29 protein-coding genes and 1 tRNA gene are annotated in these 24,307 nt (G+C 36.2%); 13 read left to right on the forward strand and 17 right to left on the reverse strand.

Features of this window, described 5'->3' with window-relative positions; all coding sequences use genetic code 11:
* Positions 1-250 precede the first annotated feature (250 nt).
* The 6 genes from H0X48_01080 to H0X48_01105 all read right to left on the reverse strand — a co-directional run bounded on the left by H0X48_01080 (position 251) and on the right by H0X48_01105 (position 6,578).
* Positions 251-2,104, reverse strand: a complete 1,854-nt coding sequence (locus H0X48_01080) for an ankyrin repeat domain-containing protein (GenBank protein ID MBA3953902.1) — start codon at positions 2,102-2,104, stop codon at positions 251-253.
* Between the two features lie 59 nt (positions 2,105-2,163).
* Positions 2,164-2,733: a hypothetical protein gene (locus H0X48_01085; GenBank protein MBA3953903.1), complete on the reverse strand. Its 570-nt coding sequence runs from the start codon at positions 2,731-2,733 to the stop codon at positions 2,164-2,166.
* A complete protein-coding gene (locus H0X48_01090) occupies positions 2,703-3,719 on the reverse strand; it encodes an ankyrin repeat domain-containing protein (protein ID MBA3953904.1) in 1,017 nt (338 codons plus the stop codon). Before H0X48_01090 ends, H0X48_01085 begins: the two co-directional genes overlap by 31 nt.
* Positions 3,720-4,053: 334 nt before the next feature.
* Positions 4,054-5,202, reverse strand: coding sequence for an ankyrin repeat domain-containing protein (locus tag H0X48_01095; GenBank protein MBA3953905.1), 1,149 nt, complete (start codon positions 5,200-5,202; stop codon positions 4,054-4,056).
* 14 nt (positions 5,203-5,216) lie between these two features.
* Entirely contained in the window at positions 5,217-5,549 is a 333-nt protein-coding gene (locus H0X48_01100; GenBank protein MBA3953906.1) for an ankyrin repeat domain-containing protein, read from the reverse strand.
* A gap of 291 nt (positions 5,550-5,840) precedes the next feature.
* A complete protein-coding gene (locus tag H0X48_01105) occupies positions 5,841-6,578 on the reverse strand; it encodes an ankyrin repeat domain-containing protein (GenBank protein ID MBA3953907.1) in 738 nt (245 codons plus the stop codon).
* 229 nt (positions 6,579-6,807) lie between these two features.
* Between H0X48_01105 and spoVG the strand changes: the two genes are divergently transcribed.
* Complete coding sequence (gene spoVG, locus H0X48_01110; protein MBA3953908.1) at positions 6,808-7,074, forward strand: septation regulator SpoVG; 267 nt, start codon at positions 6,808-6,810, stop codon at positions 7,072-7,074.
* 9 nt (positions 7,075-7,083) lie between these two features.
* Positions 7,084-7,158 (forward strand) — tRNA-Gln (locus H0X48_01115).
* Between the two features lie 72 nt (positions 7,159-7,230).
* Here H0X48_01115 and H0X48_01120 read toward each other — a convergent pair.
* Positions 7,231-8,343, reverse strand: coding sequence for a Fic family protein (locus H0X48_01120; protein ID MBA3953909.1), 1,113 nt, complete (start codon positions 8,341-8,343; stop codon positions 7,231-7,233).
* Between the two features lie 328 nt (positions 8,344-8,671).
* On the opposite strand from H0X48_01120, the gene H0X48_01125 reads away from it, so the two are divergent.
* The gene (locus H0X48_01125) at positions 8,672-9,295 is read left to right on the forward strand and encodes a Maf family protein (protein MBA3953910.1); all 624 of its coding nucleotides are present in this window, start codon (positions 8,672-8,674) and stop codon (positions 9,293-9,295) included.
* On the opposite strand, the gene H0X48_01130 is transcribed toward H0X48_01125, so the two are convergent.
* Complete coding sequence (locus tag H0X48_01130) at positions 9,216-9,443, reverse strand: hypothetical protein (protein ID MBA3953911.1); 228 nt, start codon at positions 9,441-9,443, stop codon at positions 9,216-9,218. The genes H0X48_01125 and H0X48_01130 overlap by 80 nt on opposite strands.
* Before the next feature lie 177 nt (positions 9,444-9,620).
* On the opposite strand from H0X48_01130, the gene H0X48_01135 reads away from it, so the two are divergent.
* From H0X48_01135 to H0X48_01160, 6 genes are all read left to right on the forward strand, one after another.
* Positions 9,621-10,571, forward strand: coding sequence for an ATP-binding cassette domain-containing protein (locus H0X48_01135; GenBank protein MBA3953912.1), 951 nt, complete (start codon positions 9,621-9,623; stop codon positions 10,569-10,571).
* A 7-nt stretch (positions 10,572-10,578) separates the two neighbouring features.
* Positions 10,579-11,340, forward strand: coding sequence for an ABC transporter permease (locus H0X48_01140; GenBank protein MBA3953913.1), 762 nt, complete (start codon positions 10,579-10,581; stop codon positions 11,338-11,340).
* A 96-nt stretch (positions 11,341-11,436) separates the two neighbouring features.
* Positions 11,437-12,249 carry an ankyrin repeat domain-containing protein gene (locus H0X48_01145; GenBank protein ID MBA3953914.1) on the forward strand — a complete coding sequence of 271 codons (813 nt, stop codon included), beginning with the start codon at positions 11,437-11,439 and terminating at the stop codon, positions 12,247-12,249.
* A 22-nt stretch (positions 12,250-12,271) separates the two neighbouring features.
* Positions 12,272-13,198, forward strand: a complete 927-nt coding sequence (locus tag H0X48_01150; GenBank protein ID MBA3953915.1) for an ABC transporter ATP-binding protein — start codon at positions 12,272-12,274, stop codon at positions 13,196-13,198.
* Positions 13,199-13,211: 13 nt separating this feature from the next.
* Positions 13,212-13,994 carry an ABC transporter permease gene (locus H0X48_01155; protein ID MBA3953916.1) on the forward strand — a complete coding sequence of 261 codons (783 nt, stop codon included), beginning with the start codon at positions 13,212-13,214 and terminating at the stop codon, positions 13,992-13,994.
* A gap of 16 nt (positions 13,995-14,010) precedes the next feature.
* A complete protein-coding gene (locus tag H0X48_01160; protein ID MBA3953917.1) occupies positions 14,011-14,382 on the forward strand; it encodes a hypothetical protein in 372 nt (123 codons plus the stop codon).
* A gap of 12 nt (positions 14,383-14,394) precedes the next feature.
* On the opposite strand, the gene H0X48_01165 is transcribed toward H0X48_01160, so the two are convergent.
* From H0X48_01165 to H0X48_01180, 4 genes are all read right to left on the reverse strand, one after another.
* Positions 14,395-14,697 carry a hypothetical protein gene (locus H0X48_01165; protein ID MBA3953918.1) on the reverse strand — a complete coding sequence of 101 codons (303 nt, stop codon included), beginning with the start codon at positions 14,695-14,697 and terminating at the stop codon, positions 14,395-14,397.
* A gap of 114 nt (positions 14,698-14,811) precedes the next feature.
* Entirely contained in the window at positions 14,812-15,690 is an 879-nt protein-coding gene (locus H0X48_01170) for an ankyrin repeat domain-containing protein (protein MBA3953919.1), read from the reverse strand.
* A 140-nt stretch (positions 15,691-15,830) separates the two neighbouring features.
* On the reverse strand, positions 15,831-16,256 hold the full coding sequence (locus H0X48_01175) for a hypothetical protein (GenBank protein MBA3953920.1): 426 nt from the start codon (positions 16,254-16,256) through the stop codon (positions 15,831-15,833).
* Between the two features lie 83 nt (positions 16,257-16,339).
* Positions 16,340-17,113: a hypothetical protein gene (locus H0X48_01180; protein ID MBA3953921.1), complete on the reverse strand. Its 774-nt coding sequence runs from the start codon at positions 17,111-17,113 to the stop codon at positions 16,340-16,342.
* Positions 17,114-17,296: 183 nt separating this feature from the next.
* On the opposite strand from H0X48_01180, the gene H0X48_01185 reads away from it, so the two are divergent.
* Entirely contained in the window at positions 17,297-18,097 is an 801-nt protein-coding gene (locus tag H0X48_01185) for an ankyrin repeat domain-containing protein (GenBank protein ID MBA3953922.1), read from the forward strand.
* A 102-nt stretch (positions 18,098-18,199) separates the two neighbouring features.
* Complete coding sequence (locus H0X48_01190) at positions 18,200-18,964, forward strand: rRNA pseudouridine synthase (GenBank protein MBA3953923.1); 765 nt, start codon at positions 18,200-18,202, stop codon at positions 18,962-18,964.
* 56 nt (positions 18,965-19,020) lie between these two features.
* Here H0X48_01190 and H0X48_01195 read toward each other — a convergent pair whose 3' ends face one another.
* From H0X48_01195 to H0X48_01210, 4 genes are all read right to left on the reverse strand, one after another.
* Complete coding sequence (locus H0X48_01195) at positions 19,021-19,482, reverse strand: hypothetical protein (protein ID MBA3953924.1); 462 nt, start codon at positions 19,480-19,482, stop codon at positions 19,021-19,023.
* A 27-nt stretch (positions 19,483-19,509) separates the two neighbouring features.
* Positions 19,510-20,400, reverse strand: coding sequence for a zinc metalloprotease HtpX (locus H0X48_01200; protein MBA3953925.1), 891 nt, complete (start codon positions 20,398-20,400; stop codon positions 19,510-19,512).
* Positions 20,401-20,409: 9 nt separating this feature from the next.
* Entirely contained in the window at positions 20,410-20,844 is a 435-nt protein-coding gene (locus H0X48_01205; GenBank protein ID MBA3953926.1) for a MerR family transcriptional regulator, read from the reverse strand.
* Between the two features lie 82 nt (positions 20,845-20,926).
* Positions 20,927-21,856 (reverse strand): hypothetical protein, encoded by a 930-nt coding sequence (locus H0X48_01210; GenBank protein MBA3953927.1) that lies wholly within the window; start codon positions 21,854-21,856, stop codon positions 20,927-20,929.
* 295 nt (positions 21,857-22,151) lie between these two features.
* On the opposite strand from H0X48_01210, the gene H0X48_01215 reads away from it, so the two are divergent.
* Both H0X48_01215 and H0X48_01220 read left to right on the forward strand, forming a co-directional pair.
* Positions 22,152-22,742, forward strand: a complete 591-nt coding sequence (locus H0X48_01215) for a hypothetical protein (GenBank protein ID MBA3953928.1) — start codon at positions 22,152-22,154, stop codon at positions 22,740-22,742.
* Complete coding sequence (locus H0X48_01220; GenBank protein ID MBA3953929.1) at positions 22,733-23,440, forward strand: nucleotidyl transferase AbiEii/AbiGii toxin family protein; 708 nt, start codon at positions 22,733-22,735, stop codon at positions 23,438-23,440. The genes H0X48_01215 and H0X48_01220 overlap by 10 nt, the downstream gene beginning before the upstream one ends.
* A gap of 155 nt (positions 23,441-23,595) precedes the next feature.
* Here the strand turns inward: H0X48_01220 and H0X48_01225 are convergent, their stop codons facing one another.
* Entirely contained in the window at positions 23,596-24,279 is a 684-nt protein-coding gene (locus H0X48_01225) for a Bax inhibitor-1/YccA family protein (GenBank protein MBA3953930.1), read from the reverse strand.
* Between the last annotated feature and the right edge of the window lie 28 nt (positions 24,280-24,307).

Below are 24,307 nucleotides of genomic sequence, written 5' to 3' on the forward strand. Positions count from 1 at the left end.
TATAAATTATTGATATATATAAAAAAAATATAACATAATTAATATATTTGTCAATTAAAATAGAGATGGTGAAGGTCAGTAAATGCTAGAGGCAAAAGTCTGTATAGAGCTATATAATAAGAAGGTAGCCTGGTTGCAGCAGCATATTAAGATAAGCTATGTATGGCTAAAAAGAAGTTTTAACTTATACTAGATTAAAAAAAAGAGGTTCAAATTATATTGAGCCTCTTTTTGTTATGTTCAATTTAATTTATTGAATAGTGCAAGAAGATAACATACTGTTATTAGTGGTTAACTGTTGAGGCCCTTTGTCTAGATTAGCTAAAATATCATGTAAAAACTCAGCATAATCTGAGCTTGTAGCAATAGTCAGTTCTATTGGAGTTAAGCCTTGTTTATTTTTAGCACCTAAATTATCAGTACCACCAGGAATGTGCCAAAAAAGAAGTTCTAGTACTTTTTTGCTTCTATGAGAAAAAGCTTTATGCAGTAATGTATTGCCAGCTTCATCAGTAATATTTAAGCTAAAGCCCATTTTAAGAAATTGTTTTACGACATTACTGTTATCAGCAGCAACTGCTTCAAAGAGCTCTTTAATTTTAGCAGAAAGATGCTTTTTTACAGGACCATTTGCATAAGCTTTGTTTCTTAATAGCTTAATTACAGCAGAAGAGTTATTGCAAGCTACTGCTTTAAGTAAAGACTGCTGACGTTCTTGAGCTTTTTTGATGGTAGGAAAATTAGCTATATTAGAGGGTACCTGACAGCTAAGAGCAATTAATTGTTCTATTACATTTGTATGGTCATTACTCGCAGCCATACTGAGTGGTGTCCAACCATTTTTATCTTGGGCATCAATGAAAGCACCATTTTCAAGAAGGATTTCTGTTGTATTTGTATGTCCATGTACCGCAGCATAATGAAGTGGTGCATGACCATTTTTATCTTGAGCATTAATAAGAGCCTCATGCCTAAGAAGCACTTTTATTGAATTTGTATGCCCCTGACCCGCAGCTATATGGAGTGGTGTGCAACCATTTTTATTTTGAGCATCAATAAGAGCGCCATGCTTAAGAAAGGTTTCTATTACATTTGCATGATCTTTAGTCGCAGCATAATGGAGTGGTGTGCAACCATTTTTATCTTGAGCATCAATAAGAGCACCATGTTTAAGAAGGGTTTCTATTACATTTGTATGTCCCAGGCTCGCAGCTATATGGAGGGGTGTACTTCCATTTTTATTTTGAGCATCAATGAGAGCATCATTTTCAAGAAGAGTTTCTATTGCATTTATATGTCCCAGGCTCGCAGCTAGATGGAGTGGTGTCCAACCATTTTTATCTTGGGCATCAATGAGAGCATCATTTTTAAGAAGGGTTTCTATTGCATTTGTATGCCCCTCTATTGCAGCAGAATGTAGTGGTGTTTTGCTATTTTTATCTTGAGCATCAATAAGAGCGTCATGTTTAAGAAGCACTTTTATTACATCTGTATGGTTTTTACTCGCAGCTAGATGGAGTGGTGTTGCGCCACCTTCACCTTGAGTATCAATAAGAGCACCATTATTAAGAAGGATTTCTGTTGTATTTGTATGTTTATGTCCCGCAGCATAATGAAGTGGTGCATTACCTTTTTTATCTTGAGCATTAATAAGAGCTCGATGGTTAAGAAGCACTTTTATTGAATTTGTATGTCCCTGACCTGCAGCTAGATGGAGTGGTGTGCAACCATATTTATTTTGAGCATCAATAAAAGTACCATGTTTAAGAAGGGTTTCTATTATATTTGCATGGTCTTTAATCGCAGCTAGATGGAGTGGTGTGCAACCATATTTATCTTGAGGATCAATAAGAGCATTATGGTTAAGAAGGATTTCTATTGCATTTATATGGTCATTACTCGCAGCCACATGGAGTGCCGTCCAGCCATTCTCATTTTGAGCATTAATATCAGCATGTTGTTCTGTTATAAGACTTTCAATTTTAGCTCTATCACCACTTTGTATAGCTATTAATAGTTGTTGATCTACTGTATGAGAATCAATACTGTGACTAAGATATGTAAGGCTTATCAATGATAAAACTATAAAGCTAATTATTTTCATAACATTGTCTTTCTGATTATTTTTTTATTTTAATTATTGTGAGTTTTTATTATAAGTATTTATTGAATAGAACAAGAAGATTTCGCGCTTTGTGCCGCTTGTATCTGTTGAGGCCCTTTGCCTAGATTAGCTAAAATATCATGTAAAAACTCAGCATAATCTGAACTTGTAGCAATAGTCAGTTCTATTGGAGTTAAGCCTTGTTTATTTTTAGCACCTAAATTATCAGTACCGCCAGGAATGTACCAAAAAAGAAGTTCTAGTACTTTTCTGCTTTTGTGATAAAAAGCTTTATGCAGCAATGTATTGCCAGCTTCATCAGTAACATTTAAGCTAAAGCCCATTTTAAGAAATTGTTTTACAGCACTGCTGTTATCTTTAGCAACTGCTTCAAAGAGCTCGTTGATTTTAGCAAAAAGATACTTTTTTACAGTAGCATTTGCATAAGCTTTGTCTCTTAATAGCTTAATTATAGCAGAAGAGTTCTTGCGCCCTAGTTCTTTAAGTAAAGACTGCTGATTTTGTTGGGCTTTTTTAATAGTAGGGTAATTAACTATATTAGATGGTACAGAGCAGCCAAGAGCGATTAATTGTTCTATTACATTTGTATGGTCATTACTCGCAGCCATACGGAGTGGTGTCCAACCATTTTTATCTTGGGCATCAATGAAAGCATCATTTTTAAGAAGGATTTCTGTTGTATTTGTATGTCCTGACCCGCAGCTAGATGGAGGGGTGTACTTCCATGTTTATCTTGAGCATCAATAAGAGCGCCATGCTTAAGAAGGGTTTCTATTACATTTGCATGGTCTTTAGTCGCAGCTAGATGGAGTGGTGTCCAACCATTTTTATTTTGGGCATCAATGAGAGCATCATGTTTAAGAAGGGTTTCTATTACATTTGTATGTCCCAGGCTCGCAGCTAGATGGAGTGGTGTTGCGCCACCTTGATCTTGAGCATCAATGAGAGCATCATGGGCAAGGAGCGTTTTTATTGCATTTGTATGGCCCTCAATCGCAGCTATATGGAGTGGTGTGCTGCCATATGTATTTTCAGCCTCAATAAGAGCACCATTATTAAGAAGGATTTCTGTTGTAGTTGTATGTTTACATCCCGCAGCATAATGAAGTGGTGCATGACCATTTTTATCTTGAGCATCAATAAGAGCGCCATGTTTAAGAAGCACTTTTATTGAATTTGTATGCCCCAGGCTTGTAGCTAGATGGAGTGGTGTGAAACCATTTTTATCTTGAGGATCAATAAGAGCGCCATGGCTAAGAAGGGTTTCTATTACATTTGCATGGTCTTTATTCGCAGCTAGGTGGAGTGGTGTGCAACCATATTTATTTTGAGGATCAATAAGAGCACCATGGTTAAGAAGGATTTCTATTACATTTGTATGCCCATTTATTGCAGCATAATGGAGTAGTGTCATTCCATTCTCATTTTGAGTATTAATATTAGTATGTCGCTCTGTTATAAGACTTTCAATTTTAGCTAGGTCACCATTTTTTGCTGCTTCTAGTAGTTGCTGATCCATTGTAGGAGAATCCATACTGTGACTAAGATAGGTAAGGCTCATCAATGATAAAGTTACCAATTTAATTATCTTCATAAGATTATCTTTCTAATTATTGCTCTAAGTTATTATTGCTATTATGCACTATAAAGCGTAGCATATATAGTGCAATTGTCAATTATAAAATCAGAAGCATAGAGTATGTGTTTAATCATTAATCAAATGGGCAGGGTGCCGCTATGTTTTGGGCCTTTGGTGCATTTAATCGGTTTGTTTTGATGAAACAAGAGCTTTAAAGTGATAGTAGAGAAGTTCAAGTACATTGTCTTTATCTCTTGCAGACTCGCCAGTATTGTTTTTTGTGCGTGGATTGGCGCCATGTACCATTAGTAATGTATTGTATGGGATCCACTATATTTTGGGTCTCTTTTTATACAATTTCGCACATACACTCTCTTGAATTGCTCGGTTGCGGTGGTCCTTTTAGCAATTTAAAGATAAATTCTTTTAAAAACTCAAGATGAGTAGTTGTAGCGACAGTGAGTTCTATAGGCGTTAAGCCAAGCTTGTTTTTTTTATCTAAAATAGTCGTACTGCCGGAAGTACTTAAAATAAACTCAAGCGCTTTTTTGCTTTTATACAAAAAGGCTATATGTAGCAATGTATTTTTATTTGCGTCAACTATATGTATACTAAAACCCTGTTTAAGAAGCTTTTTTAATTCGCTAATATCATCATGTTGTACGGCATAAAATAAATCTCTCACTTTAGAAGCCAAATATGCTTTAGCTGTTGGTGTTGCATAGACATTATTTTTTAAAAGGCTAATTATTTGAGCAGTATTATTTGAAATACAGGCTTTTACCAAGTTTTGTTGATTTTTTTTAGCCTGCTGGATACGAGGATTATTTAGTTCGTCAAGTAAAGGCTGTGGCATATAATTTACTAAAACTTCTAATATTTGATTAAATTTAGAGGTTAGGGCAACGTTTAAGAGAATTCTTTTGTTACTCTTACTTAAAACGTTTGACGCTCCTCTTTGTAGTAACAACTCAAGGACAGCTGTATGCCCATTGCGCATTGCACAACACATAGGTATTTCTCCATCAGTATCAACAGCATTCAGATGAGCACCTGCATTGAGTAATAATTCTGTTATCGCTACATATCCTAGGCTTACAGCACAATGTAAAGGTGTTTCTTTAAAAATAGTTCGTGTATTAACCTGAGCGTTAGAGCGTATAAGTAACTCTGCTACTTGAGTATTGCCCGATTCAGCAGCTAAGTGGAGTGGTGTAGTAAAGAATTGATCTTGGGCATTAACTTGTGCACCTTTATTAATAAGGAGCTCTGCGCCTACTAAAAACCCACTTTGTGCTGCCCAATGGAGAAGTGTTTGCTGATTTTCGTCTTGAGCATTAATGCAAGAGTTATCATGATTTATAAGATCTAAAAGGGTATCTGTTTGTTCAGTTCTAAGTGCTTTAATAAATGTATGTTTCAAAGAGCTTAAGTCCATGCTAGAAACTGTCGATCCTGTAAATAGTAAAAGATACACTAAATAGCCAGTTAATCTCATCAAAACTCCTAATATTATTGAATAGTGCAAAAAAGATTCCATTTGTTTTGAGGGTAAGCTGGCTGAGGCCCTGCTTGTAGCTGCTCTAAAAGCTCTTTTAAAAATTCAAAATGCTCCGTAGTAGACACAGCAATTTCTAAAGGGGTTAACCCATAGTTGTTTTTTGCATTTAAATTACAAGTGCCATGTGAAATACTTAAAAGAAGATGAATAACTTTTTTGCTTTTATAATAAAAAGCCTTATGAAGCAAAGTATTTCCTAACTTGTCTTTACAGTGCATGCTCAACCCGTTTTTAAGAAGCTTTTTTACAGCAATACTATCGTCTTGAGCCACTGCAGAGAACAATTCTTGTACTTTAAGGGCAAGAAAGTTTTTGACTTGTGCTGTTGCATAAACTTTGTTTTTTAAGAGCTTAAGTATTGTAATTATATTTTGTTTAGCTAGTGCTTGGGCAAGTTTCTGTTGATTTTGGCAAGCTTTTATAATGCTGCTGTTACTACTGTAAGAAGGTATGGCTGCACCATGGGCAATGAGGACCTCAAGAGCTTCTTTGTTATTTTGGTTTTCAGCTTCTTTTAGTGGTGTTATTTTTAAAGAGTCTTGAGCATTACTGTCTGCGCCATAATACAGTAGTAACTATAATGCTTTACTATAACCATTATAGGCTGCCCAATGCAAAGGTGTAGCTTTATTACTATCTAGAGCATCAATGTGAGCGCCATTTTTAAAAAGTACTTTTAGCACGCCAATTTGACCGTTATGTGCAGCTAAATGTAAAGGTGTAGCTTTGTCTTTATCTTGAGCATTACTCTCTGCTCCATAAGCTAAAAGCAGCTTTGCAATTTCTTTGTTTCCGTTGCGTGCTGCCCAATGTAAAGGGGTGAGTGATCGGTAATCTAAACTGCTACAATCTGCTCCATGAGCTAAAAGAAACTGCGCTGTTTGCATATGAGCATTCATAGCTGCCCAATGTAGCGGGGTGTACTGGTTGCTATCTTGACAGTTAATAAGAGTGCCATTGTTGCTCAGTAGAGCGAGTAAGCTCGTGTGGCCATTTGCTGCAGCGCAATGGAGAGGAATTTCATTTTGCTTATTGTGAGCATCGCTAAAAGCACCATGATGTATAAGCAGCTCTGCCACGTCTTTGTGTCCATTATAGGCAGCCCAATGAAGCAGGGTATTGCCCTCTGAATCTCTGCTATAAATATAATTAGAGTCTCTATTAATAGATTCTAAAATAAAGGGTATATCTGCGTGAATTACTGCTTCTCTAAGCTCTTGCTCATACCATTGCCGAGGTATATCAGGGTCCATAGAGTAACTGTATGTAGTGAGCAGCATGTATATAACTCTTAGAGCACTAAATGTTTTCATATTATCTCATAGATACTTTGTTTATGCAGTATTTATATTTATAATAGTATATTATATACAATGCTCAAGTCTACATTTTTAGCAATGAGTATTTTGATTAAAGTATATAAGTAAAAATAAAAAAATAGTTGACAACGGGTTTGAATATACGTAAAATAGTATTTGAGTTTATCTTGAAATGTATTTAACACGTAAAGCATGTCCATCATGCTTACCTTTAAGGACTCTCATGCGCATTACAGAAGTAAAGGTATACCCGGCAACAGAAAGTAGTAGACTCAAAGCCTATGCAACTATTGTCTTTGAAGATTGCTTTATTGTACGTGATTTGAAAGTAATTGAAGGTGCAAAAGGTCTTTTTGTTTCAATGCCTTCTCGTAGACGTAAAGATGGAACTTTTAGAGATATAGTCCATCCCTTAAATTCAGATACGCGCAAGATGATAGAAGATCGTGTTATAGAAGAGTTCAATCAAACTCATATTTTAGAAATTTAAAAATGTTATTGGGGTGTAGCCAAGCGGTAAGGCACTAGGTTTTGGTCCTGGCATGCGGAGGTTCGAATCCTTCCACCCCAGCCAAGTAAGTATAAGTCATTGCATGTAAGTGTAATGACTTATTTGTTTTTAAATAGTTGCCATTCTAGCTTTATTTTAAGCTAACTTAATTGTATAACTTATGCTTCTTCCGCCTGCTGGTAAACGTTCGATACAACCAGAAGCTAAAAGCTCCTGTAGGTCTCTTGTAGCAGTAGCTTTAGAGCAGTGTGCTATTTTTATATACTTTTGAGCTGTTATACCACCTTTAAAATCACCATCTTCTTCGTTAAGCATTCTTGCTAATACTTTAGATTGTCGTTCATTTAATTGTAAGCCATAGTCATTCCAGAATTGAGCCTGTTTAACTACCATAGTTATGTGCTCTTGCGTATCTAAAAGAGCATTGTGTATTGTTTTCACGAAGTATTCTATCCAACGCGTGATATCTATATCAGCTTTGCTAACTAGCGAAAGTTCTTGATAATATTCTTTTTTATGTTTTTGTATTCTGGTTGAAAGGCTAAATGCAATTGGCTTTTTTAGTTCTTGAGATAAAGCTTTTTCTGCAATAGCTCGGCCTATACGTCCATTACCATCATCAAATGGATGAATACTCTCAAAATAGAGATGAGCAATAGCTGCTCTTACTGGACCGGGAAGTTGGGACGCCTTTGCAGGATCTGTTGCGTTAAACCAAGAGATAAATTGCTCCATTTCATATTCAAGATTTGTACTAGGAGGAGCTACAAAATGAACAGTCTCTCTGTCTACAGGGCCTGAGGCTATGTGCATCGGTTCGCTACCTGTTCTCCATTTGCCTACTTCTAAGTTTTTGTAAGGCATGGGTAATATCATGGAGTGCCATGCAAAGAGCTCTTCTTTGGTAAGGGGTTGGGCATAATTTCCTCTAACGGCAATCATGAGTTGAGCTATACCTATTGCTCGAGGATCATTAACAGGTTCAGAATTTTTACTAAGCCCTAACTGGTTTCTAAGAGATGACCTTACTTCTTGTATATTTAACTTTTCACCTTCAATTTCTGATGTTTTTATCGCTTCTGAAGTCATTAAGTTAACTGTGGTGTCAACTTTTAAATTATATGGTAAGCAGCCTAGTTTATCTGATAAAGATACAGTTTCAATAGCATAGTGATAGAGCATATCTTGTATGTTAGTAAGGTTATACTTAAAATGTGGCCATTGTGGATGTTGCCAAATATATTTCATAGTTTTAATGTGCCTTTCTGTTATCTATAGTTATAAGACCATGAGCCGATTATACTACTTAATCGGCTCAAAAGAAAACAAAACTTGAGCCGATTGCTAGTAGATAGTGGAAATTAAAGTTGTTTATTGAATTTAAAATGGTTAGATCCTGCAATTCAGCTATGTGGTTTTTCTATTGATTGATAGTATCTAAAATCAAGAAGTAATTTACTTTACCTATTACTTGCTTATGGTATTCTAAAATAAGATTTAATTAAGTAAGCTATTAGTATATAAACAAGCCACTAGATAACTATAGTGGCTTGTATCTTTGGTAAAGGTATATATCATGAAGCATGTATTATTACTCGCCTCTCAATCAGCAACTCGTAAAGAGCTCCTTTCAAAAATAGAATTTCCTTTTACGGTTATAAAGCAAGATGCTAATGAGCATTCCATTGATTGGAGTTTGCCCTTAGAGCAATTAGTAACGCTTATTGCTGCATTAAAAATGGATAGCGTTGAAATGCCACAATTGCCTGAAGGTTCTATTGCTTTTGTGCTTACTGCTGACACTTTATGTCAAGATCAAGCAGGAGTAAATCATGGAAAGCCCGATGATTACCAAGATGCTGTTGCTAAAATCAAAGCATTACGTAAAGGCTCCATGGTTTCAACAGGATTCTGTATAGAAAAAAGAGAGCTTAAGGCAGGCATATGGTACACAGTTGAGCGTAAAATAAGCGTAGTAACTGCTGAGTGCATGTTTGTAGTGCCAGACAACTGGATAGAGCGTTATATTGCTCATTCTCCTGCGCTTGAAGTAGCAGGCGCTATAGCCATAGAAGGATATGGGCTGCAGTTTTTACATTCTTTAGCTGGGTCGTATACTGCTATTTTGGGACTACCGCTTTACGAGGTACGTGACGCCCTAGAAGAGCTCGGTTTCTTTGCGCCTGAGCTGTCCGCTTAACAGGAACTACTAACGCTGGCTTTGTGCCTAGTGCACCAAGAGCGGTAGTCGCTTTTTTAGCTGGAGCTACTAAGCTTTTAACTGCTGTTTTTACGTACCAGTGAAGCACTACTGAAAGTGCAAGCATTAGAATAACATATTTTTTCATACTACCCCTTTTTAAATACAAGCTTTGTGTAGTATCTATCCTACTATAATTTTAACTCAAATTGCAATATTATTTTTGTGATTAATCTCTCTTAAGGCGCTATAAGTAGTTAGCGATGATGTAAAAATAAAGTATACTACTAGTATAAGCTCTGACATTAGTAGATTAAGGACAGCTATGGCAATAATAAAAACAGATAAACTCAGCAAAGTGTTTATAACTTCAACGGGTAGTATAAATGCTGTTAAAGATATTTCGCTTTCAGTTAAAGCGGGTGAAATTTATGGATTTCTTGGACCTAATGGTGCAGGTAAGACAACAACACTCCGTATGCTTTGCACGTTAATGCAGCCTACTGGTGGTACTGCTTTTGTAGCAGAGTATAATTTAATTACGCAGCAAGACAAAGTACGTGAATCTATAGGGTATGTAAGCCAAATAGGCGGCCTTATAGAAAATCTGAGTGGTCGAGAAAACTTGGTTTTTCAAGGGCGTTTTTATGGGATGTCTAAAAAAAAATCGCAAGAACGTGCGCAAGAGCTTATACAGTTTTTTGAGCTGGAGCTTTTTATTGATCGCTTAGTGCAAACTTATTCAGGCGGTCAAAAGCGACGCGTAGAGCTTGCTGTTGGTATTATGCATAAGCCAAAGTTGCTCTTTTTAGATGAACCTACCTTAGGCTTGGATTCACAGAGCAGGATGCATTTATGGCAACAGGTTAAGCTTTTACAAAAACAAGGGACAACTATATTTTTAACTACCCATTATTTAGAAGAAGCAGATACTATTTGTGACCGCATTGGTATTATTGATCAAGGTACTATCATAATAGAAGGTACTCCTCAAAAATTAAAACAACAGATTGCTCAAGATACCATTACCGTAGCTATTAACCCTGAGCAGGTAGAACAAGCATATACGCTTTTAAAGCTAGAGCCTTATGTTGAGGCTATCGATAAGCATGATTCTGAGCTTAAAATAGGCGTAGCTGAAAGTGAAGAAATAGTACTGTTAGTTTTACGTACACTTGACGCTGCGGGAATAACAATTAAAACTATTTCTCAGTCTCGTCCTACACTTGATGATGTGTTTTTATATTATACTGGCCGCTCGTTAAGAGAAAAATAGAGGTTATATGAAATTGTTACGTGATATATGGATTGTATTTATCCAAAATTTGCTTATAGGATGGCGTAATCCTTTAAGGTCGTTAGTAGGTCTTTTTCAACCAATCTGTTTTTTAGTGTTGTTTGCACCGCTTCTTAACACTATTGCTGAGGTGCCTGGTTTTCCTCCCGGAGGTGCTCTTGCTGTATTTACTCCTGGATTATTGATTATGATGGCTCTTTATAGTTCCGCTTTTGTAGGCTTTACCTTGCTTGCTGATATACGACTTGGTGTTATTGAGCGCTTGCAAGTAGCGCCTATTAGTCGTAGTGCCCTTATTGTAGGCCGTGCACTACGTGATAGCACTGTGCTCTTTGGGCAAGCGCTTGTGCTTGTTGCCAGTGCTTGGTGTATAGGTTTAAAAGTATATATAGTTCCTGTAATGCTTGGTATTATCTTAGCGCTTTTAGTAGGTTTAATGGTAGCGGCATTTTCTTATGGTATAGCGCTGCGTGTAAAAGATGAGTATAGTTTAGCGCCAACGATAAACTTTTTTCTTATACCACTTCAATTGCTTTCGGGTATTACGTTGCCACTTACTCTTGCTCCTTCTTGGATACAATGGGTAGCAAAAGCTAATCCTCTTTCTTACGCAGTAACTGCTGCTCGCCTTTTATTTAATGGGGTTATTATGCATACCTCAGTTGCTCTTGCGTTTGGCATTATATTTTTTTTAGCTCTGTTTTTTTTATGGTGGGCAGTACGATCATTTAAGAGTATTATGGGTTAGCAAGGAGCTCGATTAATTATACTAAGTATTGCTTCTAAGTAATGCTCGTTTTATGCTCATTAAGCTAACAGTGTATTGTTTTATTAAAGGAATTATATGAATATCAATGAGCAGTTTATAGAAGCATGTTCTTCTGGTGACAGAGAAAAGGCACAAGAGCTTTTAGCCGCAGGTGCAGATATACATACCAGCCAAGATGATGCCTTACTTATAGCAGTAGAGCATGGTCACCTACCCATAGTTAAACTTTTGCTTGCTCATGGTGCAGATGTTCATGCTGATGAAGACTTTAGCATTCGTTGGGCGGCTCAAGCAGGCAGTAAAGAACTTATGGGACTACTACTTGCAGCAGGCGCTAATCCTCATGCACGCGCAGAAGAAGCATTAATACTTGCTTCTAAAAATGGTTATCTAGAGATCGTAGAGGTGCTCTTGGCAGCTGGTGCTGATATTCATGCTCAAGAAGATGCAGCTTTAAAGCAAGCAGCAGCTCATGGTCGTAATGATATAGTTGAGCTGCTTTTGCTTTCTGGTGCACATATACATATTGACAATAATACGCCCTTGTTGGGTGCTGCTCAAAGTGGTCATTTAGAAATAATAACAACGCTTATGGCTGCTGGAGCCGATAGTCATGCTGCTGATGATGCTGCGTTAATATTTGCTGCAGAACATGGTCATGCACATATAGTACGTTTTCTGCTTGAGCATGGAGCTGATGTGCATACTTATAAAGATTTGGCATTACTGCTTGGTATCCAATATGGCCATCAAGATGTAGTAAAACTATTACTTGAGTTTGGCAAAGATACGTATACTCAGGCATCACTGAGCAATGGTCATCAGCTAGCTCAAGAAATGGGTAACGTAGCCCTGATAGCTCAGTTAAGTGAGGCTTTAAAAAAATAAATAACGTATAAGGAAATAACATATGGCATCTATGCCTGTATTACAGGTTAAGCAACTGTATAAAGCCTTTGGCGACTACCGTGCGGTAAATTATATATCATTTGAGTTGCACCCAGGTGAAATAGTAGGCCTATTGGGTTCTAATGGTGCCGGCAAAACGACAACTATACAAATGCTTTTAGGTACTATGACGCCTACTTCTGGGTCTATTGTCTATTTTGATAAAGATTTAGCAACTCATAGATCAGAAGTATTGCAGCATGTATCATTTGCAAGTACGTATGTGCGGTTGCAGGGTAAGCTAAGTATTTATGAAAATCTTGATTTTTTTGGAAAAATCTACGGTCTTTCAGCACTTGATAGACGAGTGCGCATAGAGCAGTTTTTAAAGTTTTTTGATATGTGGCGTCTGAAAGATAGGTACGCTGGAGGACTGTCAGCTGGTGAAACTACTCGTGTAATGCTTGCTAAAGCTTTTGTTGCACGTCCTAAGGTGGTGCTTCTTGATGAACCTACGGCGTCGCTTGATCCTGATGTTGCTCATGATGTACGTGCTTTTGTAAAAGAGCAGCAACGCCAGCATGGAGTGTCTATTTTATTTACTTCACATAATATGGATGAAGTTGCTGCAGTGTGTAGTCGCGTGCTAGTACTTAAAAAAGGTACTATTATCGCAAATGATAGTCCCTCTAATTTAGCATGTAGTATAGCAGCGACTAAACTTAAACTTTCCATAAGTGAATCTCAAACACATCAAGTTGAACGGTTTATTGCTCAAAGAGGTCTTTTGTTTAGTCATGAGGGCTCTTTGTTTGAGATAGCTATTGATGAGCATGCAATAGGTGATTTTCTACTTGCATTAGCCCGTGAACAGATAACCTATTGTCAGATTACGGTAGAAAAACCAACATTAGAAAGCTACTTTTTACATATAGCCAAAAACAAGTAAAGTAGGGAAAGTTATGAAATTATATCGTATACAAGCGCTTGCGTTACGTACGCTTAAACTCACCTTTAGAGGTCTTGATCCTCTGGTCGATTTTTTTTATTGGCCGTTATTTGATATTGTCGTATGGGGGTTTACAAGTCGTTGGATTCAAGCACAAACCCATACAAGTTCTTTTGTTATACTTCTAGCTTTGGTTTTATGGCAAGCTGCCTATCGGTCAAATTTAGATATCTCATTTAATTTGTTATCAGAAATTTGGTCGCGTAATATTGTTAACCTTTTTTCAACGCCACTGACAATAGGCGAATGGATGATAGCATCTATGGCGGTAGGCGTATTAAACACCCTTATTAGTGTTTCTTTTGGTGCGTTAGCAATTTGGTTTTTATACGGAGTTTCACTTTTTAAAGTAGGCTGGTTGCTGCTACCGTTTTTCGTTTCACTTATGCTTTCTGGGTGGACCATAGGGTTTTTTACTGCATCTAGCTTAGTATACTGGGGTCAGTCAGTGCAAAAGCTTGTGTGGGTTATGGGTTGGTTTTTTGTACCGTTTAGTGCAGTGTATTACCCCATTGGATCACTACCGCATGGTGTCCAATTAGTTGCCTACTGTTTACCTATGACCTATATATTTGAGGGGTTGCGCTCGTATATGCAAACAGGTACAGTGCCCCTTAACTATATACTTATAAGCTATGTGCTTAATGGTGTCTATTTAACAAGTGCACTCGTATGGTTTAGATATATGTTTAATCAAAGTCGTGTTAAAGGTCTTGCCCGTCTTGAAAATGACTAATTATCGGTGTATGTCCATGAAAAATAACCCTAGTATTTTAATAGTATTACTAGCATGCATGGTGCTCTCTCACTCTCTTATATCGAGCAATGGGAGTAAGCACCCTATGCTGCATGAGCTGCTGGCAAATCCTCGCTATAAACAAAGTGGTACAGCTACTGAACGTGTTTTTGAGGGGCCATCCGAATTATATCGCACACTTTGGACTGTTCAAACAACAACTATACGTTATACGTTTAAAAATAGTTCCCCTGTTGCCACTCATATCTATAGATACACGTCTGTAGTACCTACTTTTTTAGGTTGGTGTATTGGAATGTTTTTTTGTTTAGGTATAGTTGTTGTTATGAGTTTATTAATAAGAAAACTTAAAAAGCGTCGCGTGTAATAAAACTAACAATCAAATAGTAATTGAAGGCAAACTAGTAATTATAGTCGGTTGTATACCGTGCTTAATTAAAAGATTAAGCAATGGAGCTGATTGTTGTTGAAAAGCTGTGTGAAAAGCATAATATTTATCAGCAGGGTTAAGTTCTTGCGCAGTAGTGCTTTCTAGCAGCGCCTGGGCTGCAGAATAGTTATTGGTTCTTATTGCTGTAAGCAACGGAAATGCTTTTTTATACTGTTCAGCATATTTGTAGTTCATAGAGTAAGTGCTGCATGGCAACAAGAGTATGCAGTATGCTAAAAAATAATTTTTCATACAAGTTCCTTAAGTATGTCTTTTGTTGTTTATAATTAAAAATAGCAAATAAACTAAAAAAAGTAAATTAATATTCTAGATTTAATAGCTAAAAGCGTGCATTTTAGACGGTTATTATTGGAGAATACAGCCTAAGCTTTTTGGTGAAGTATCTTCAATAACAGCTGGTACGAAAGACTTTAAAAGCGTAGTTTTAGTGTTAGAAATCTTGTGCGTATGGCTATCTGTAGAGTGGTGAGAGGAAGTTTTCTTTTTTCCGTAGGCATGATCTAAAAATAGCATGAGCATCTCTTGATTTAATGAATTTTTTTTGTCGCATAGTAAGTCTAGAGCAGTTTGTCTTTGATTATTGATTTTGGTAACATCGCAGCCTGCTGACAGTAAATAATCAACTACTTGTATGCTATTTGCTTGTACTGCTGTATGCAGTGGCGTATTGCCGTTTCTTGTATCTTTAAGGTGTAAACAAAGACCACGTTGATGTAATTTGCGTACTTGCTTAACAGTATCTTGTTCTAAAGCTGAAAAGAAATTTTTATAGATAAAGCTCAGTAAAATCTTAAAGTGTGGTGCAAAGTAATAACCTAAATTAATATAAGTACGTATTTGAGCTAGGTTGCTTTTACTTAAGGCTATTAATAATTGCTGGTGGCGCTCTAAAGCAGACTTAACATACGGTACCTGCGATATTTCTGCTTGTGCTGCTCCATGGGCAAGTAACAGGTGTGCTATCTCTATTTTTGTCCATAGGGAACCACCGGCGCTTTCCAGCAATAACTTTTTACCTTTTGCTTTTGCCGTAGGATCAGCTCCATGAGTAAGTAAGAGTTCAACTGCTTTTTTACAGCCATTTACAACAGCTTGTTCAAGAAGATAATTTTTGAAAGAGCTTCGTGGCTCATAGAAACATGCTTGAAGAGTGGTAAGTCTAAAAATTAAACAGCTTGAAAAAAGCAAAATAATATAAGGTGCGCCCATAAAAGCTATCTTCATTGTAATGCATATTAACTTATACGCACAGGTGCTAGTAAGTGAATATTTTCTTGTATTTAAGTATATATAAGAGATGCTACGAGTAGTTGGGTGTATAAAAACAGAAAAGTGCCCATAATAATTATAGGCACCCAAATACATTATTTTTTGTTGTTTATTTCTTCAATACATGTATCACATGAACTAATGCATAAGTTACACGCATCTACACATAGTTTGCATGCTTGGCTACAGCCTAAATTACTTGAGCACTTGTCTATAGTGTTTTCACATGCCTTTATACATTCACCACAATCTTTAATACATTGTTGCAGTATTTGTACGTAATCATCATGCCCTTGAGTACGTGCTTGTTCGAGCACCGTATTGCATTCTTTAATGCACACTCTGCACGCTTCAATGCACTCTTTGCATCTGTCAGTACAGTTGGACATTCGAGTAGCTTCGCACATTGTATCGTTAGGACATACTGAAGCGCTATGTTCGCAAGCTTTAATACATGCTTGACAAGAAAGAATACATGTATTACAGGCATCAACAAGTGATTGATAGTTTATTTTTGACATACTAACTCCAGATTTTAAAGATAATTTCTTTAAGTTTAGTATTATAAAAAATATGCCTCAATAGCAAGAGTACTCCTAAGCTATTACTTCCAGCTCATTGCCTTTAGTTGTTCTAACTTGTATTCTAATGAGTTTGTTACAAGTGCAAGTAGCCATTCCAGGTGCTCTTCATCTTTATTATTTAAGTCAAGAAAATTAGACCATTCTGTTGGAACTTGATAACTGTTATTTTTCTTTTTATGAGCGTCTATTCTTTCTTGAAGTGCTTCAGAGTGATCATAAAGTAGCTCAAGCTTAGAAGAGAGCATGTTGCTTAATTTACTAAGGGGATATTGGCCAAACGTTGGTGTATACATAGCTTGAAGATCGGTGATAATCTGTTGAGTATGTTCTAAAGATAGTGGGATATGAGTAAGATCACTTATTATATTGTGTGTTTGTGCCAATTGAGAGATTGTATTTTTATAAGTTGTTTGAGCATCTTGGTATACTTGATCATCAGTACGCGTATTCCATTCATTTAGTTGGTAATAACTATAGAGCAGATAAGGCATGAGCAACAGTTCACCATAAGCCCCACCGCGAAAAGCCCCATCGTGAAATCCGCCGGCAAACGCAGCGTTTTTAGGAGTAGTTGTAATAATATAATTATTGTTATTAGCAGGATCTTCTTTTTTAGAAACAATATTGCCTTTAAAATTACGCCATCCAACATAGTAGCCAGCTATTAGAAGTGATGCTAGTAGTAGTGAGCTTCGGTGGTCAACAGGCTTATTTTTATTTATAAATGAAGCATTACTGCTTAGCGGCAGCAGTAAGCCCAGTATAACACTGGTAGTTAATAATGCTTTTTTCATCTGTAGTGCTCTGTGTTTTTAATTTTACTAATTTATAATCCAAATGGATAGTATAGTTACTAAGGTACCCGTTTGAGCTAAAAAAGCAAAAGGGTGCAGAACTACCATTTTATTTAGACCGGTTTTTAAGGTAGTATAGATAGTATTGATAGTAATCTAGAATAATTAAATTTTGAGAAACATATGAAAAAATATATTTTAGCAGTAACGGTATTTTTTATTTTACCACTCTATAGCATGCACTATCTAAGAAGCTTGGCTGGTTATGATTCAGACTATTATTATGAACAACTTTTACAAGCTGCAGCAGGACAAAAAGATCAAGAAGCTCTAAGAAAAGTACTACGTTATGCTAACCTTAATGTAATAAATAAACCAGATGCAGCTGGTGATACTGCTTTGCATATAGCAGCGCATAATAATACAAAAACAGCAATAGAACTATTAGTTAATCATCCTGGCATTGCTATCAATAGTAAAAATAAGGCGCAAGAAACTCCCTTAAGTTGTGCTGTAGCACGCTGCAATATACAAGCAGTTAAAGCCCTGTTAGCAGTTGGAGCGGAGATTAATATAAAGAATGCTCTAGGTTTTACAGCTTTACATACAGCTATCGATGAAGGTAGTGCTGCACAGAAAGAAATAATACCGTTATTATTGCAAGCAGGTGCCTACCTTACTATTAGAGATAAACAAGACAGAACTCCCGCTACTTTAGCTGCTAATGTACATCGTGCACCTCCCACGGATGTTAACATAAGAAAAGCTATTAATGCTCTCATCATTAATCATATACTTACAGAGATTGTGCCTAAAAAGTGCAAAGCATGGGTTAAACTTTTAAGTACAAACAGGTCAAAACTTGATGAAACATCGGCTGTTCCCCTTCTTAATAAAGATGTACTGTATATTATTGCAGGGTATATTACTAAAGCAGAAGTTGCTAAAAAATTAAAGATAGATGAACTTACCTTATACTTGTAGCTACATGTTGTAAACCTATGAGCATTTTTGACAATAGTAGTGTATACTTAAAAATGCATACATTTTAAAATTATTTTACTTACTGTTATCACTATAAAAAATATGAAAAAAACTCCTCAGTCTCTAGGGACACAACTTAATAAATATATTGCTCATGCTGGATTATGCTCTCGTCGTAAAGCTGAATTACTTATAGAAAAGGGTGATATCTCAGTTAACGGTAAAGCTATGCTTAATAGTGGTTATCGTGTGCAACCAGGCGACGTAGTAAAATATGTAAGTCAGATTATTAAGCCTGAACATAAAATGTATATTTTGCTTAATAAGCCTAAAGGATATATTACAACAGTATCAGATGACAGAGACCGAAAAACTGTTATGAGTCTTGTTGAACTTGATACCAAAGAGCGTATTTATCCTGTAGGTCGTCTAGACAGAGCTACCACAGGCTTGCTTCTTATGACAAACGATGGTGAACTTGCTCAACAGCTTGCTCATCCACGTAACAGAGTAAGAAAAATATATCATGTGCAACTTGATAGACCATTAACCACTGAACATTATCATACAATAAAAGATGGCTTTAAATTAGAAGATGGCTCGGTTAAAGTTGATGCTGTAAGTGCTATAAATGGTGATCCTCATCACATTGCTCTTGAGCTGCATAGTGGCAAAAATCATATTGTACGCCGTATATTTGAGCATTTTGATTACAAAATAGCAAAATTAGACCGTGTTATGTACGCAGGTCTTACCAAGAAAAAACTTCCTCAAGGCCAATGGCGCTTTTTAACTGATTATGAAGTAGATACTTTATATAACTTATCACCAGAACATAGAACGCCAGAAAATAAAACTGGCATATAAAATAAAAGGGCCTAGAAAAATTTTCTAGGCCCTTTTATTTTTACACAAAAAGTATATTAGCTTACTACTCTTTTTGTTGGCTTCCAGCGCTTTAAAAGTTCTTTGCATAAAATTTGTTTAAGATCTTCTGCTGAATGGTTACCTGGTGTGGCTGCAGCTTTAGCAATGCTTTGAGCTACCGTAAGTTTATCGCATACTGTTGCATCTATATGATTAATTGCCGGTATCATACTACGATGAACGACCGTGGCTACTTGTTGCTCATGTACTGTTTCTGCCAGCAGTATTTCTGTAAGGGCTAAAAAGTCTACAACTATTTGCTGCAGATCTGGATCATTATCAGACACAGTAGTTGTCTTTTTTTGTAGATTTTCCTGAAGGCCATTGCGCACGCATTTATGTATCAGTTTTTTAAGTGATTCTTCTTCATGTTCAAAAATCCACTTAAACAGCTGTAAAAGATCATACGATACAACAAATGGATGAGCGTTATTGCCATCAAATGAGTCGGAGTTCATAGCTGTTTCCTTGTTTTTGTTCTCACACTATCTGTTTTCTTGTATCATCTCGTCGTTTATTTTGCGTAATCGTGCAATTCTTTCTTGCATGGGAGGATGCGTTGAAAAGAGAGAATTAAGCAGCCCGCCAGTAAAGGGATTTACAATAAACAGATGAGCTGTCGATGCTTTTTGTGTGTCATTATTATTAAAATGAGCTTTTGTAGTGCTCGCTTGTAGTTTTTCTAAAGCTGAAGCTAATGCCAGCGGATCATGACATACATGAGCACCTGTTTCATCAGCTAAGTACTCACGTGAGCGTGATATAGCAAGTTGAATAAGGGATGCTGCTATAGGCATTAAAAATGCTACTGCTAATAGTACAATAGGGTTAGATCTTTTTTGATTGCCTTGGTCGCTTCTGCCAAAAGAACCCCACATAGCCATATTTTGCATCATATTAGCTAAGAACCCAATAGAGGTTGCCAGGGTAGCAGCTACACTGCTTACTAAGATATCACGGTTTTTAATGTGAGATATTTCGTGTGCAAGTACACCACGCAACTCTTCTTTAGTTAAAATATCTAAAATGCCCGTAGTAACAGCAACGTGAGCATTTTTGGGGTTGCGTCCTGTGGCAAATGCGTTTGCTACTTGAGTATTGACAAGCCACAATTTAGGCATAGGTAAGTTATAATCTTGTATAAGCTCGCGCACCATGGAGTCAATCCAGCCATACTCATGTGCGTTAAGTGGTTGAGCTTTATACATGCTTAAAACCATTTTAGCAGAAAAAAAGTAGGCAAAGCCATTGACAAGGAGCGACACCACAAAGGCAGCAATAATACCATTATAGCCTCCTATGAGACTGCCAATAAGCATTAAAATGCCCGATAAACTTGCAAGTAAAATAGTAGTTTTTAATTGATTATACCACATAGCGTTACCTCATTCGTCTGTTAGGCTTTCCTCGTCGCTTACCTCAACCCAATCGGGTTCTATAGGCTCGTGTGCTTTGTCTTTTTTAAGCTGAGTTAAACGTTGAGCAGCAGCCTTGATTAGTTGTTTGCTTGTTTCACTTTCTCGCGTTAATTCGTTTTGAGCATTTTTGAAAAGTGCATTCATTTCTTTTTGCATCTTCTTGATTTGTCGTTGTAAACGCAAAATCATCTCTACTCCAGCTAAGTTTATACCAAGCTCATGCGTAAGATAAATGATTTCTTCTAAACGATCAACATCTTCTTCTGAAAACAGGCGCGTATTGCCCTCGGAGCGCTTCGGGGTAATGAGTCCTTCTTTTTCATAAAGACGAATAGTTTGCTGATGTATTGAAAACATTTTAGCTACAGCGGAGATAGAAAAGTATCCTTTTTTTCTTTTCATGATCTTTAACAAATACCTTAAGTTAGGTTAAGTACAGCATGCTTTTTTTATAAGTATACCATAATCTCGTTGAAAGTGTATGTTAGCGAGATGTTTTTAGGTGTCTTCTGCATACTTGTAGCGAGAGGAGCATTACCACAAGTATCATACAAATAAGCACGAGTGAAGCATCTACTGCTTGAGTGCTACCTAAAGCAGGCAAAGTAAATGCAGAAGTGCCATAAGTGGCTTTTTTACTGTTAATTAGTTTTTTAGAGCTTAGATGCTTGTTACTTAACGTTAAAAAAGGTGTTAACAAAGCAAGAGTAGGTTGATACTTGGGAGCAAGCACAGTATTGCAAGAATCTATCATGTATAACTTAACCCCTGAAGCAAGAGGTATAAAGGCATACAGAGTCCAATGCTTGTAGGCACCGCAAACAACGTAGGCTGCTTTTCTTTGCTTGGCAACTGTTTGAGCGAGATATTTAAGATCATCATATAATTTTTGGTCTCGTACAACTTGTATAAACTGTTTTTTTTCATGAGAGTTAAGGGAAGTGGGAAATTCAATAGTAACGTCACCCAGAAGCTTTACGGCTCTTTTATGTTGATGAATAATAACTAGTCTGTCACTAAACCCCAGGTTTTGAGCTATACGTTCAATATCAAAATTATTAAGCTCTTTTGGTCTCTTTAAGTGATTGTATACTGTCGTAAGGCTTGTGTGACAACATAACTCTTTTTTGAGACGTTTATTAAAAAGCGACGGTTTTTCTAAAGCACGTTCACAAGCAAGCGCATGGAAAAGAACACGGTATCCACATGACCATATGTCGTGCTGTTGCAAAAAAGCCCGTACTTGTACTACATTTTTAGGCAATGTATACTCAGCTTTTTTAGAACTAAGAAGTAAGGGTGCTTTATCTTCTATAACGCATGACACAGGGCCGTATGATCGTGCCTGTAGAATACTATAGGGGCCATAAGCAAAAAATAAAGATAAAAAAAGGGATAAAAATCTATTGTACATACATCACTTACTGGTTTTATAATTACTATTATTATAATTAATAATACCAATAGTGAAATATTTGTCAATTGATAGAGTTTAAGTCTTTTTTTAGAAAAGAGCTTTTAGTCTCTTCTTTTACCAGTAAAACTTAAAAGAAAGAATTCATGGATTGTCCTATTGTTTATCGACAAGGTTCTTGGTGGTTGCAAACTAGTTTAAACAATACCTTGCTTTAACAAACACTTATAAGTTAATATAAAGTTTAAAGGTAAGATTTTTTCTCACCTTTAGACTTTATATTAAGGCCTCTACTATGTCTAAAAACAATTTTAATTTATTAAAAGCATTACTAAAGTTACCTGCAACAGTCTTTTCTTTTAAAGAAGTTTTGTTGCTTTCTAAAGGGACCGATCCTGTGTTGCTTAAGTCACAGCTACACTATTATGTAAAAACAGGACAGCTTTACTCTGTTCGTCGTGGTTTATATGCCAAAAATGATCAGTATAATCGATTTGAAGTGGCAACCAAGATTTATATACCCTCATATATAAGCTTTGAAACAGTCCTTAGCCGTAGTGGTATTATTTTTCAATATTATAATCAAATTTTTGTAGCTACTTATACTTCTAAAACGGTTATATGTGATGAACAAACTTATACTTTTAAGACCATTAAAGATACTGTTTTAACAGAAAATAAGGGTATAATTACAGAAGGTGGCTATAGCATTGCATCTACTGAAAGAGCTTTTCTTGATATTCTTTATCTTCACCAAGACTATCAATTTGATAATCTTAAACCTTTAGACTGGGATCGCGTTTATGAACTTGTATTATTATATGATAATAAGCGTATGGCAAAAAAGGTAAACAATTATTATAAAAAGGTTAATGAATGTCTATAGATACAGCACAGCATAAAAGTATCCTTGTTCGCATTCTAAAAGATATATTTACTGATAAAGCTATAGCTCCTTTTTTAGGTTTTAAAGGTGGAACTGCTGCTCTTCTTTTTTATAATCTACCACGTTTTTCAGTTGATTTAGATTTTGATCTTTTAAATGACGGCAAAGCAACACTAGTATTTGATCATGTAAAGACACTATTAGAAAAATATGGAATCGTTAAGCAGGCTGAACAAAAACGATATACCATTTTCTTTTTGCTAGCTTATAATGAAAAGCGTTCTGATGCTCAAAACATAAAGGTAGAAATCAACAAGCGTAATTTTGGATCATCGTATGAAGTAAGACACTACTTAGGTATACCTATGCAAGTGATGGTACAACAAGATATTATTGCTCATAAGTTGGTGGCAATGATCGAGCGAATAGGTAAAGCCAATCGTGATATTTTTGATAGTTGGTTTTTCTTAGATCAGAATTGGCCTATTAACAAAAGTATAATTGAGCTTAGAGCTCATGTATCTTATAAAGATTTTTTATCGAATGCTATTACGGTTTTGGAAAAGATGAACAACAGAAACATTTTGTCTGGGTTAGGCGAGCTTGTAGATGCAAAACAAAAGGCGTGGGTTAAGACCCACTTAAAGGAAGAAATACTATTTTTGCTTAGACTATTACATGCTCAGCAATTATCCTAAAAAACGTTCTGTAATTGTTCTTTTATCAAGTTCTTTTAATGACTGATCTCAGCACTTTGTATTACCTATAATTACTAGTTCTAGCCCATTTCAGAATGGCGACTTGATGCTTTTGACACTACTGGACTTGAAAAACTTTTTTTTAGAAAGAGCTTTTAGTCTCTTCTTTTACCAGTAAAACTTAAAAGACTAAGAAAAAGATTAAGAAAATCTAAATATAAAGTAAGTGCTCCTAGGATACTTACTCTTTGTGCCATATCGCCTTGATTGAGTAAACTATAACTCATTTGTTTGATACGTTGTACATCGTAAGCAGTCAGGCCTGCAAAAATTAATACACCAAAAGCTGAAAGAGCCGTATTAAAAGCAGAGCTTTTTAAAAATATATTAACAACAAAGCCAATAATTAAACCAATAAGTGCCATAAAGAGTATGCTACCCATAGTAGTAAGATCAGCTTTAGTAAAATAGCCATATACTGCCATAGCTGCAAACATACCTGCAGCAATAATAAAAGTACCGACCAGTGATGCTTGCGTATAGATTAAAAATAAAGATGACAAAGTAACACCTGTTAAAAGCGAATATGCCATAAATCCTAGTGCGGCCATACTGTAAGACATACGATCTATAAAAAAAGAAAGACCAATTACTAGTCCTAGCTGAACAAGCATAAGTATTAAAAATAGACCAGAGTTAGTTATAAGCTTTGTAGCAAGCGTAGTGGTGCTGACCCAGTAAGCAGTACTTGCTGTTAGTCCGAGGCCTGCCGCCATCCAGCCATAGACGCGGTACATGAAATTTGTACCAATTTCTTGTAAGGAGTACGTAGTGTTCATAGTAGGACTCTTTCTCTAATAAAGAAGA

The sequence above is a fragment of the Candidatus Dependentiae bacterium genome (assembly GCA_013821315.1).
Classification (GTDB): domain Bacteria; phylum Babelota; class Babeliae; order Babelales; family Babelaceae; genus JACDHA01.